Source organism: Clostridium sp. chh4-2 (genome assembly GCF_002899675.1).
Classification (GTDB): Bacteria; Bacillota; Clostridia; order Lachnospirales; family Lachnospiraceae; genus CHH4-2.
Map to the genome: position 1 here is coordinate 1 of NZ_PKUU01000011.1, position 12,655 is coordinate 12,655.

At 41.5% G+C, this 12,655-nt stretch carries 10 protein-coding genes and 1 tRNA gene; 4 read left to right on the top strand and 7 right to left on the bottom strand.

Annotated features, from left to right (window positions below; all coding sequences use genetic code 11):
* Positions 1 to 190: 190 nt before the first annotated feature.
* Complete coding sequence (locus C0033_RS12925; protein WP_103228294.1) at positions 191 to 3,190, bottom strand: glycosyl hydrolase; 3,000 nt, start codon at positions 3,188 to 3,190, stop codon at positions 191 to 193.
* A 20-nt stretch (positions 3,191 to 3,210) separates the two neighbouring features.
* Entirely contained in the window at positions 3,211 to 5,268 is a 2,058-nt protein-coding gene (locus C0033_RS12930) for a glycoside hydrolase family 65 (protein ID WP_180994723.1), read from the bottom strand.
* 201 nt (positions 5,269 to 5,469) lie between these two features.
* On the opposite strand from C0033_RS12930, the gene C0033_RS12935 reads away from it, so the two are divergent.
* Positions 5,470 to 6,816: a sulfatase-like hydrolase/transferase gene (locus C0033_RS12935; protein ID WP_103228296.1), complete on the top strand. Its 1,347-nt coding sequence runs from the start codon at positions 5,470 to 5,472 to the stop codon at positions 6,814 to 6,816.
* Between the two features lie 932 nt (positions 6,817 to 7,748).
* Here the strand turns inward: C0033_RS12935 and C0033_RS12940 are convergent.
* A complete protein-coding gene (locus tag C0033_RS12940; protein ID WP_103228297.1) occupies positions 7,749 to 7,988 on the bottom strand; it encodes a hypothetical protein in 240 nt (79 codons plus the stop codon).
* Positions 7,989 to 8,324: 336 nt separating this feature from the next.
* Between C0033_RS12940 and C0033_RS12945 the strand changes: the two genes are divergently transcribed.
* From C0033_RS12945 to C0033_RS12955, 3 genes are all read left to right on the top strand, one after another.
* Positions 8,325 to 8,576, top strand: coding sequence for a hypothetical protein (locus tag C0033_RS12945; RefSeq protein ID WP_103228298.1), 252 nt, complete (start codon positions 8,325 to 8,327; stop codon positions 8,574 to 8,576).
* 228 nt (positions 8,577 to 8,804) lie between these two features.
* Positions 8,805 to 9,866, top strand: coding sequence for a replication initiation factor domain-containing protein (locus tag C0033_RS12950; RefSeq protein ID WP_103228299.1), 1,062 nt, complete (start codon positions 8,805 to 8,807; stop codon positions 9,864 to 9,866).
* On the top strand, positions 9,863 to 10,771 hold the full coding sequence (locus C0033_RS12955; RefSeq protein ID WP_103228300.1) for a tyrosine-type recombinase/integrase: 909 nt from the start codon (positions 9,863 to 9,865) through the stop codon (positions 10,769 to 10,771). The genes C0033_RS12950 and C0033_RS12955 overlap by 4 nt, the downstream gene beginning before the upstream one ends.
* Positions 10,772 to 10,896: 125 nt before the next feature.
* On the opposite strand, the gene C0033_RS12960 is transcribed toward C0033_RS12955, so the two are convergent.
* The 4 genes from C0033_RS12960 to trmB all read right to left on the bottom strand — a co-directional run bounded on the left by C0033_RS12960 (position 10,897) and on the right by trmB (position 12,238).
* Positions 10,897 to 10,969 (bottom strand) — tRNA-Lys (locus C0033_RS12960).
* A 105-nt stretch (positions 10,970 to 11,074) separates the two neighbouring features.
* A complete protein-coding gene (trxA, locus tag C0033_RS12965; protein ID WP_146043767.1) occupies positions 11,075 to 11,440 on the bottom strand; it encodes a thioredoxin in 366 nt (121 codons plus the stop codon).
* Positions 11,412 to 11,558, bottom strand: a complete 147-nt coding sequence (locus C0033_RS27060; protein WP_180994724.1) for a hypothetical protein — start codon at positions 11,556 to 11,558, stop codon at positions 11,412 to 11,414. The genes trxA and C0033_RS27060 overlap by 29 nt, the downstream gene beginning before the upstream one ends.
* Positions 11,559 to 11,587: 29 nt before the next feature.
* The gene (gene trmB / locus C0033_RS12970) at positions 11,588 to 12,238 is read right to left on the bottom strand and encodes a tRNA (guanosine(46)-N7)-methyltransferase TrmB (protein ID WP_103228302.1); all 651 of its coding nucleotides are present in this window, start codon (positions 12,236 to 12,238) and stop codon (positions 11,588 to 11,590) included.
* Between the last annotated feature and the right edge of the window lie 417 nt (positions 12,239 to 12,655).

Below are 12,655 nucleotides of genomic sequence, written 5' to 3' on the forward strand. Positions count from 1 at the left end.
GGCGCGATCCTGTCTCTTTCTGTACTTGCGGGTCTTAGTATCACTTAGGGGCGAATCCCGAATCCCAATTGGCCTTTTTTCATTCTTCCCCCGTCCGGGTTCCCGTAAAGACCGCCTCTTCCTTCCCCGCATCCCGATTCCGGGCGTACCCCTTCGCCACCCCCGTTAAATAACAATTTTGCAATATAGATTAATTTGATGGGATATTTTCGTACTCGTGGTTTTTCTGGTTAAAGCGTTGGCCTTCAAATAAGGCGGCGGCGGACGTTTTGATTATAATGTCTAATGGGACTTTTGCTTTTTTGTTAATTATGTCGGGAATTTTAAAAATATATGGCTGCCAGGCGCATGGCTCCGTTTCATAACCGCCGATACGCAGACGAACCGAATCTGTAAGCCAGGGCGCATCCAGTTTGATGGCGGATGCATTATGATTCTGGGGTGAAAGGGAAATATGTGTTGTAAAGATGATTTCTCCATAGTAAAAGGGCAGTCCCAGTTCTTTCATATCTTTCATCCCACCTTTCTTGACCGGCGGAAAGAGGGTCCACTTTTGATCTCTTGCATATACTTGAAAATCACCAAACAGATAGATTGGATTCCTCATACCGCCATAGGAAACATCAGTCTGAACAGTTACTTCAATTTTGTTTTCTCCTGCGCAAATCAGGTCTTTTACATCCGCGGCTAAATTTGTATTTAAGTAGATATGCTTCCTGGTGAATTTTTCTTTTTCTAGTACGTGGCCATTGATTTGTATCTGCCAGTCTCCCAAAAACGTTCCCGGTTCCATGACTAAATAGATGGGTATGTTTTTTTGCTTCAAAATGCTGCTGACACAAAACTCCGTATAATATCGAACCTGTGTCTTTTCAAATTCCAGTTCTTTCGGGCATCCGAAATACTTTTTTTGACAAACCGGCCTGAGAAAACCGGCTGTTTCCAATTGGTCGATGATAGGAGCAGCCTCTGTGATTCTTTCCTGCCCATCAGGCAGCGCTGCTGTCCAGGCTGATAGCCGCAATGCATTAAAATTATTTATTGAAAATTCCATATTGTCTTCCAGAGACACTGTCAACAGATTCGGTTCCTTTGGTTTTTCTGTTGTAATAATTTTTGATTCATAAGGTGACAGCGTTATGATTCTTACTTTACCGTCAGGATCACGGATTTCCATGTTTCGCTCGTTGGGGGAAGTATTCACTAAAAAAAGCACATCGCGACCGGTTTTATCGGTTCCATAAATACTTGGAAGGCCTTTCCGTTTCAGGCTATCTAAAGGTCTGATCTGCCAGCGGCTGGGACAGGCTTTTTTAAGCCATGTAATCAAATCTTCTAATTCGGCAGCATAAAAAACTGTTCCTGTGCTCTTTGACTGTTTGAGATCCCTATTTATGTAAGATCTCCATATCTCCTGTCCATTCAGCTCAAACAGAGTCTCCAACTCTTTTATCTTATCCGAATCTTCTATTTTTTCAAATGGGATACCGGATAACGAACATATTTTTCCGCCTTTCGACGCGAATTCCACAATTTTTTTGCAGGCATCCGCTTCCAGATTCCGCATAGGAGGCAATACCAGAATTTCGTATCCTTCATCATGGACAAAAAGTTCTGTTTTTCCCTGATTAACCCTCACGCCTCCGGAAGCCAGAAGTTCCGGATCAATAATGTAATAGTCTAACTCTTGGCAGAGCATTTGGTTCTGCATCGCGGCAAAATCTTCTTTCAGTAAAACCTGCTCTTCTTTAGACGATGTCCAGCAGGAGGTTACCGGGTCAATAACCAATATCTTAATTTCCTTTTTTAACGACTGCAAAAAATCTGATAAACCTGCGGCATATTTTATAAGACAGGATGCGTCTTCCCACCATGGCATCTGAAAGAAAGCAGACGGCGGGGCATCGTGCTTTTTCAGTCCGTCCGTGGTATAAAAAAATCCGTGTATTACATAAAAATCCACGCCCTGCACTGCCAGCCAGTCAAAAATCCATTTTAAATCCTGCATTGTCATGCCCCATCCGATGCTGTGTCCGGCTTCACACAGTGCAGCCGGTTTATCGTAAAAATGGGCTGCTGAACTGATCATCTTGCCATTGGACCGATATCTTTCGCTGACTATCTTGGCAGGACTTCCAACCTTTTGATGGCCTGCATCAATCCCCGGTATATGTACGTATTTTAACTCCCTGCTCCGCATAATTGGCTTTTCCCCGATGTATAGCAGATGATTGTTCTCACACCAGTCATAGACCTGCTTATCATAACTTTCAATAAAACAGTCCGTTGCCGTATTCCAATAGGCAAACCTCACCTTCGAAGAAATTTCACCCATGTCTTCCCACAAGGCAGGAAGGCAGGAAATCAAATCGATTCCATACCGTTCCATAATTTTGCCGGGAAGATTGACAGACCAGGGTTCTTTATCGGGAAATGCCGTGACCTCATCCGTAAAAAAACCTTTTATTGTCTTCCCAAACTCATCACCAACAGCCTGCTTATACCTTTCATGAGATAACTTTATAAAATATTTAACTGCGTCGGGATTCATGGTGTCTATAAAGTTTTCGAAGTATTTGAAATGATCCAGCACCACTTCCGTTACAAAATAGATTTTCCATGTGCCTTTGGGAGGCGTCCAGCACAAAAGTTTTCCCAGATCACCGGTGAAATACCGCTTTTTATTGTATTTGGTAAGGCCGCTGTACTGAAAAATCTCCTGTTGATATCCCGTTCCAACATATTGTCCAATATCCACATAATCATCAAGGCTGAAGCCACCGCCTTTTATGCGGTAGGCTCTTGCTAAAATGACTTTTCCCCAGGGCGCAAACAGCTTTATTTCCTGCCCTCCTTCCACAACCTGAACCACTCGTTTTAACCGTTTGCACAGATATTCCGGGTGATCCAATATCACCTCACCTCCACAGATACCGCTTGGATATGGGTATTCATCATAAATCCATACCTCCATATCATTGTCCCTGGCCGTCTCCACGGCAAGGCGGACTTTATCAAAATATAGTTTTGACATATAGGGGATTTCCATTCCCTGTCTTGGATGAATCATAAAACCAGGAATTCCCTTTTGTTTCATCTCCAGTATCTGCCTGACAAGCTCTTCATTTTCAATCTCACCATTCCAAAACCAGAACGGCTGCATTCCCAACTTTAATTCACGATTATTCACAATTTACCTATCTCCTATTCTTAAACATATGGATTGATATTTTCATAAATAACTTTCCATGAATCGGGGAATCCCGAGGCGTTCTTTGGCTCTCCGTCACATCCTGCTGCCATCATCGCTACCGCCAGAAGAAGACTTCCGTTTCCCGGCAGATACAACGGCAGATCCTCTCTTGTTTTTTGTCTGTTATTACCGCTGGCAACGTAATCATTTTTGGCGGTCTCTTTTAAAAGGCAGTCTACCGCCAGTTCCGGCTTACCTAGTCTTGCAGCAGTCATTGCCATCACAGCAAAATCCCATCCCCATAAGGTTTCATACTGCCATTCCTGAAGTACTTTTTCCAATGTTTTTTCCATGATTCTTTTATCTATGCGCCCGGATGGAAGGACACCCAGCATCCCGAGCATGGAAGGATGATCCATATTAAAGGCAGTAAATGTATCTTCACAGTTTTCATGGGCCGGATATAAATCCTCTATTTTTTTAACTTCCCTCATATTTTTATAAATATCTATCCATTTCTTATCCGGATCTTTTCCCAGTCTTTCTGCCCATTGGGCAGCGATAAAAAGTCCATACCTCCAGTATTCCACCTCAAACGACGGATTTTTGCTGACTTCAGCCTTATGGCATTCCTGAACGGGAATGATGGGCGGCAATAAATCATATTTTTTATCGTCCGCATCATACACAGTGAAATCTGCCATAAAGATTGCCGTTTCATTCACAAGATCCCAATACTTTTGTAAAAATTCGGTTTTCGGGCCATTTCTGTAAAGCAGTTCCAGCATAAATATAATATGAGGCTGCTGCCAAATCAGCAGAGGCGCAATATCTGAAGGGCTGTCCACACAGTCATATGCCACCATTTTAGGCCACCTGATACCTTTGAAATTATTACGTACCGCATTTTCCCTGGCTTGTTCCATGTGATCCAGATACCAAGGCATGCTTCGCTCCAACAGCTCCCCGTGATTCCACAGCGGCATCCAGGCGCTGTGCCAAAAATGCATTTCCAAATGCATCTTTCCATACCAGCTGCTGCAAATCAAACCTGTTTCCTGAGGAGGCATGGAACCTGCACAGTTAACTGCCGACAGATACATAGAAAGCAAAATCCGTCTTTGCAGCTCTTCCGGCCTTTTATCATTATCAGAATCTCCCGTTAGCTGCACCATCCCCCCATTTTCCCAAAAAGACTTCCAATATTCTTTTGCGTTGTTAAAAACTCTGCCACACTCCATATCCTGTTCCGGCACCTCTTTAGAAAAAGTAATTGTCAGCTGCAGTTCGTCCCGCAGCGCATAAACCTTCAGAATATGTCTGTTTGTCTCTCCCACATCAAATTCCACATTTTCGCCGCTTTGGATTGTCACATAATAAACATCCCTGTCCAGAATCCTTTTTAATACAATTTTTTTACCGGTCCGGGTTACTATGTCTGTAGTATGGCGTGATTCACTCATCCAATCAGAAGCCGTAATATCGGGTGATCCATAGGGAAATGATATACATACCGATACAGCTCTTTCTGACAGCAGCCTGCTGAATAAGCGCAAACCCAATGTGTCTGTCTCGCTGTCACTGCATGTCTCCGTTTTAAACGGCACTCCTTCAATGCTGTAAGCGCTCGCCATTTTGCCCTCATATAAATTTAATTCCTGTTGAATATCAGATAATTTTTCCGGCACGATCTCCTCGTTATGGTATAAAAGACCTATTCTGCCCAAATTCAGCCTGTGAGGATTCTGTCTGAGCCACTGGTATACTTGCTCATTTCCAGGCTTCTTGTCTTTCGGATATTTTAACGTTCTCCCCTGATAGGAAAATTCCGTCATTTCAAGATCCTTCAATGTGTAACTATATAACGTGTCACTGACAGGAGTGGTATGCCATCCCCATTGGGACATTGTGCAAAGCGGGCAATCCTTCTTATAGTCCTCATAAAGAGATTGAAGTCCCGTAACATCCGCTGTAAATGCAAATTCTCCATTTCCGACTGTGAGGGGCGAAGATGTATCGATATCTGCCAGATTAGGATTATATTGGGCAATCAATTTTTTTCTGTCTATTTTCATGTTTTCAGCCTTTCTTTCGATTCTTTCAATCTGCGAATCTCCTAATATTCGTAACTTCATTCTAAGTCTTTCCATCCGCTGTGTTAAGGGACAAAACCAGTGATTACAGGCCAAAAAACCATATTCTATTTTCTTCATCATAACCGGGTGCTAGAATACTCTCAAACAGAAACATTTACCAATATAAGAAAGGCGTCCTAAATGAAAAATAATATACTGTTCTTTTTTACCGATCAACAGCGTTATGATTCCACCGGTATGGGCCACAATCCATGCGGCCTGACCCCCAATTTTGACCGCATGTCCATAGACGGTACTTATGCAGAACGGGCATTTACGCCGCAGCCCGTATGCGGTCCTGCCAGAGCTGTTCTGCAGACGGGAAAATATGCTACTACCACGGGAAATTACCGCAATGGCATCGTTCTTTCAAAGGAACACAAGACAATGGCTGATTACTTTAACGAGGCCGGATATTTTACCGGATATATCGGAAAATGGCATTTGGCGGATGGAAAGAATGCGGTTCCTAAAGATCAGCGCGGCGGGTATCAATGGTGGCTGGGGGCAAATTCACTGGAACATACATCCACTTCCTATCACACTCTTTTATATGATAATGATAATCAGCCTGTAGAACTCCCAGGCTACCGGGCAGATGCATTAACCGATGCGGCAATCCGCTTTCTTAATGAAAGAAAAAATGAGGAGAAACCATTCTTCTTATTCCTGTCATTTTTAGAACCGCATTTTCAAAATTGCTATGACGATTTTCCCGCTCCGGATGTCTATAAACATATGCCGCCCGGATATATGCCGCCGGATTTAGGCGCCCTGAAAGGAACTGCTTGGGAACATTTAGGCGGGTATTACGGAATGATAAAGCGTCTTGACGAAGATCTTGGACGAATACAGGATGCATTAAAAAGTCTGGGCATGTCGGAAAACACAATCCTGGTTTACTCCACAGATCACGGATGCCATTTTAAAACAAGGAATAAAGAATACAAACGTTCCTGCCACGAAAGCTCCATACGAATTCCTCTGTCATTTTATGGCGGCCCATTCACAGGCGGAGGAAAGCTGCGTGAAAAGGTGAGTCTGGCAGATGTTGCTCCCACACTGATTGATGCCTGCGGGCTAAAGGTACCAGAAGACATGCAGGGGCATTCCATTATGCCTTATATTCTTCATAAAAAGCAGAAACCGGCCGAAAATGATATCTTCATTCAAATAAGCGAAAGCCAGGTGGGAAGAGCTATCCGGACAGACCGATGGAAATATTCCATTGAAGCCCTGGACAAACACCCTATTCAGGATTCCTGCAGCGATGAGTATACGGAAACCTTCTTATATGATTTAGAACACGATCCCTATGAACTGCACAATCTGATCCACTCCAGCGCCCATGAATCTGTATGCTTGGTTCTGGCTGAAAAACTGAAAAAGAAAATGGCTGAAGCCGGGGAGCGCATTCCGGTAATCCATCCTGCGGAAAAGAAAACTATGGGGCAATTAAAACTATTTGATGGGGAATGTGAATTATAGCCGGGAGAATTATTTGATGATGTTGTTTACATAAATATTTTAGTAACCCGGTCTCGTTTTTAGATTTTATCGAAAATGCGCCTTCAGGGGCTCGAATCCTGGACATATTGATTAACTTAAAGCTGCTCCGCCATACATTTATCGTGAAACAATTGAATATTGTTATGCAGTACAAAGCGAAACCCCAGAGATGCCAGTCTCCGGGGTTTCTTTTAGGCTAACTGTCTTTATTGTTCCGATCTAACCATTCGCATATGTAATAACCAGCTACACTTACCATGACCGCAACAAGGAAATTGAATATATCTGTTATACAGTACCCCCTTTCCGCTGACGGTATAGGGTAGACTGCACAACTATTATACCTTATAAAAGCCGACACTTATATACGCAAAAAAAAGCCCCGTCCCGGCAGCTCACAGTCTACCAAAACAGAACTTTCAAATGCGCCTTCAGGGACTCGAACCCTGGACAAATAGATTAAGAGTCTCGAACAAGTGTTTCAAAATCAGTGTTTCATGCGGATCGTATTTGATGATGCCGGGCACTGTATTCGCATCAAATTAAGGGGTTGGAAAATATGATCCGGTTATCGACGTGTTATAATTTCCATGTTAATACAGTTAGGGAGTAGGAGGATCAGGTCTATTTTCCTACCCCGCTACTTTAATACCGTTTTACGCAACAAATTAATCGTACTGTTTCCTTGCGGATTGTGTTTGACGGTATTTAGAGACTATATACGCATCAAACCTATGACCGGGTGCCCTGTGGGCGGTCATGTTTAATTTGTGAAGTAGTGGAAGATGTATCCTATGCTTATGATGGTTCGTAGCGGTTGAAATATCTGCTTTTTCCTTGATCGCCCATAGTGCCAGATTTCTGGCGGTTGATATTCATCGCGTTTTGTTTACATGTGGTGAATCAAGGGCTTATTTTTCATATGGGGGATTTCCTTCAATTCGGTCATTTATATCTTGTACAATTTCTTTTGGTGACATCCAGTCTATAGTAATTTCTCCATGTTCTGCTTCAAATTCCGCAATATGTTTCTCTATGATATATTCTAATTCTTTTGCTAGGCTTCTTTTGTTATGTTTGGCTATTGTTTTCATTTTAATAATATTATTATCGGTGGTATTGGCTCGTATTACTGGTAATTTAGATGGCATGTTTTTCCCCTTTCAATTTTGTAAAAAAGTAGTTGCAAAGTCAGCTTACCTATGATAAGATAAATTCAACGAAGGTATGCTTACTTATAGCCAACTTTGCACTTACTATTGTTGTGTAATATGCTTACTTTTATAATTGTATCATGATCTGATTTTTTGTTCAAGCGGTTGTTTTTGGTGCATTGGTAACCAGCTTTCCATTCTTTCATCGTCTGTGGCGGTGATTTCCCCATTAAACGGAACAACTTAATAAAGCCGGGAAGAATTAGTAAGCTTGCCTTGCTATTTCTTCTTGGCGCAAATATATCTTTTTTGGATGGTTGAGGAGGGTTAATTGTGATTCGTACATATTCAGAGATTTTTTGTGAGTTAAATGCTCTTAGCAATTTGGAATTAGTATGTCGGTATAAGAAAATGTGGTTTGATGTGAATGTCCGTGATCTTTATAATGTTCCTGATAGTGATTATTCCATGGATGAGGATGTATTGTTGAATGATATTATTTGTTCCCGTTTCTGTAACATGTTTGGCTCTCCTGTTCATGTTTCTTGTGGAGAAGGGTTTCTTAATTACGATTGGATTGAATAGGTTGGTTTTTGTTGGTTGGTTTGTTTGATTGTTTGTTTGGTTTGTATGATTCGGCTGGTTGGTATGGATGGGAGGGCGAGGTCTCGCGAGCCAACGGCCGCGAGACCGCTCCCTCTTACTTGACAGTATAAACACTTAATACTCATTTTTTCTGGTTGCCGATTCAGTTCGGCGCACCCCCGTACAGTAATACGGGGGTAGTAATTCCATGGAGGTGAAATATTTATTATGAATTTAGGAAATTCTTTCAGTGTTCAAAATGGCCTTAGACTTGTTGTTGACTGGCTGTCCTGGACTTTAGAAGAACCATGTAATGTAAATATGGCTATTTCCATGATGGGATATTCTGTTTCTGATTTTCAAGTTTTACCCAAAGGGCTTAACGGTTATCGCTCTCAGATGCGACATTGTTTTTATCCAATTTCTGTTCAGTATGACGGTCAAGATGGTATGGGTATTCATGTGGATGTTTCCGGTTCAGCTATTTCGGATATGATTGATCATTTTATGATGTCTCGTTTGACTGATACTCCTTTTGGTAATGTAGCGTATAAGGCTGATTCGTTTGATTCTACGGTATTATGTGATTTTCTTGCACGTATTAAAAGTTGTGGGCACATTACAAGAATTGATCTTGCTATTGATGATATTGGGGCTAATTTTTATACGCTTTCAGAACTTGTTGATATTTTATCGTCTGGTAATTATGTTTCTAAATTCAGAAGCTGGCGCCGTATGGATGATTATAAACACGGTAATGAGATTTCAGGCTATACCGTTTATATGGGAAGCCGTACAAGTGAAATTATGCTCCGTGTATATGATAAACAATTAGAACTAAATAAGGCGCTTCTTTTATCAGGCCAGCCTATTATTGAATATCCCTGGGTTCGTTGGGAATTGGAATTGAAACAATCACGTGCAGTTAAGGCGGTTGACCTTATACTTTCTGGACATTCTATTTCAGATGTTGTATTTGGCATCTTGTCAAACTATCTCCGATTAATTGTTCTGGATAATGTAAGGATTGATCGTTGTACAACCTCTGAAAAATGGCTGTTGTTTATCGGGGGTATTTCTAAGCTATCTTTGTATTGTCCTAAGGAAATTAAGACACTCGAGGACAAAAAAATATGGCTTGGTAAACAAGTAGCTCCTACTCTGGCCGCTGTTGTGATATCTGAGGGCGGTTCTATTGATTATATATATAAATTAGTGAAGGCTGGCTCAACTCGCTTGAAAAAGCATCATGTTGAGATTATGCAGTCTGCTTCTGGAGGAATATTATGACTTTGGCACAAGCTTTGGAAGAATTTCTTTTTCAAAAACGTCTTGCTGGACTTGCTGAGGATAGTATACAGAATTACCGAGCTACAATATCTCTTATAGTTGCTTATCTAGGCTCAGAAATGCCTTTAGAAACGCTTTCTTATGACCTGGTTACCAAATATATCCTTGATCTTTATAAAAAGCCTATATCAAAGGGTACTATATCGTCCTACATTCGTAATGACCGTATATTTCTTAGGTGGGCACATACAGAATATGGTTTAAAATTTGATCCTGCTAGAATTAAGGTTCCGAAACCTCCCAAGAAAAACGTCCATATTTACAATGACAGTGAACTACAGCTTGTCTTTTCTCTGGTAAAAACATCGGTAAAATGGATTACGGCAAGGAACCGTGCTATTATTGCCTTAATGCTTGATTCTGGATTACGTCAATGTGAAGTTTGCGGATTATTAAAATCTGATATTGACCGTGATCGTATGGTTATGAAAGTCACTGGTAAAGGGGCTAAAGATCGTATGGTTCCATTAGGTAAATTTGCGCTTTCACTAATGGATGATTATTTAAATTCATGTCCATTTACTGATAATGTTTATGTATTTTTAGACCGTAGGGGTAACGTATTGTCTGGTAACGCTGTAAGGCTATTTGTAAACCGTTTAGAAAAACAGTTGCCTTTTAAGCTGTCCTCTCACAAGCTCCGTCATAACTTTGCTACCAATTATTGTATCGATCATGTACGCATAACGGGGAAGTCTGATGTATATGATTTAAGCATCCTTATGGGTCATGAAAGTATTGAAACAACTAAAAAATATGAACACTTTGCCCATGAGATTATAGCTGCTGAAAATAGTATTTCGCATCTTGATATATGTCTAGGAAATGGTTTAAAAATGGGTTGATTTATTATAAAGAAAATGCTTATAAAGTTGCTATTCATGGATTACTGAAAGTCTGGGAACCCTTGTAAATACAAAAAAAAGCCCCGTCCCGGCAGCTCACAGTCTACCAAAACAGAACTTTCGAATGCGCCTTCAGGGACTCGAACCCTGGACAAATAGATTAAGAGTCTACTGCTCTACCAACTGAGCTAAAGGCGCTTATGTCCGCATCACTTTACTAAGTTAAGTGACACGAACATTATTGTAGTGCAATGTCGAAAAAAAGTCAACCCTTTTTTTCAAATTTTTACTTTTTTTGCTTTATTAAAGATTTTCGTCTAAAGCGCCGGCTAATTCTTTCTTATCCGTTACACCAATAAATTTCTTTTTAACATCACCGTTCTTAAATACAATAAAGGTGGGAATAGACATTATGCCATATTTCATAGCGATATCGTCGCTCACATCGATATCGACTTTAGCAAATTTAACGCGCCCCTCATATTCCGCGTCTAAAGCCTCCACCACTGGGGCCATCATCTTGCAGGGGCCGCACCAGTCCGCATAAAAGTCCACCAGCACCGGCACATCAGATTCTGTAACGTAAGAATCGAAGTTATCACTTGTTAATTTTAAAATCATGTCTTCTGTCTCCTTTAATTTATTTTTCTTTTTTTCGCTTACCCGCATTCAGGGCTTTTTCCGCTTCGTCAAATGATTTTTTCAGTTTCAGCACCTGACGGTTCAGTTCAATTTTGTCCACGGTCGCCTGTGACAGCTTTTTTGTAAGATTATCCCGCATAGCCATAACATCACCACGATAGAAGCTTTCTACTATTATATGCCGCGGGATTCTCTCATTGCCACTAATTTGCAGATCGGCTTCCCTTCCGACGCAAATTTCGTCTCATATTCCGTCATCACATTGCCCTCTGCCATATCGCTGTGATGGAGATCCTTTGTGTATCGGAGAATCTCCCAGCCCGCCTGAGGTACTGATTCCAGTGAATAATCAAACAAGCCCGTGTTGTCCGTCTTAAATTCAACCAGACCATCCTGTTTCAGAATCTGGTCGTATACTTTCATAAATTCCGGAGAAGTCAAACGGCGTTTGGCGTGGCGGTCTTTTGGCCATGGATCGGAAAAGTTCAGATATATTCTGGAAACCTCTCCTTTTTCAAAATACTGGGCCAGCTCCTTGGCATCCACGCACATGAAATACAGATTGCCCAGTTCCATTTCCTCCCTCTTTTGAAGTCCCCGGAGCAAAACGCTGGAATACCGTTCAATTCCTATATAATTGATGCCTGGGTTTAGACGGGCCAGTTCCATAATAAACTTTCCTTTGCCCATGCCGACTTCTATCTCAATCGGGTTGTTATTGCCAAATACATCTGCCCACTGTCCTTTTTTCTCTTCCGGGTTATGAACCACATAAGGGCTCTTCTCTATCTCTTCTTCAGCGCCGGGAATGTGGCGTAGTCTCATAGTCGTTCCTCCAACTGTAATAATCTGAAATTGCCTGGTTCGTATCTGTACACATTCTACCATTCCACCGCTTTGTTTGCAAGTTTTTGATAATTGAGACTTAACATTATGGTAACAGTTGAACCTTCCGATACCTGCGCGGGCTCCGGCCGTTTCCATGGCCGTTCCTATTCCGGTTTCGGGCATAAGCGAATCTAAATGTGCAGGATTTTTCTAAAAACCAAGGAAAATGTCCAAACTCGCTGCACTCAAACAAGTGGACATTTTCCTTGAACGAAAAATTCTGCGCATTAAGAATCGCTAATACCCTGCAAAGTCATAGGAACGGCCATGGAAACGGCCGGAGCCCGCGCAGGTATCGGAAGGCTCAACTGTCACGCATATGGTAGTATTTACATTTATCTTACAATGTAAAAA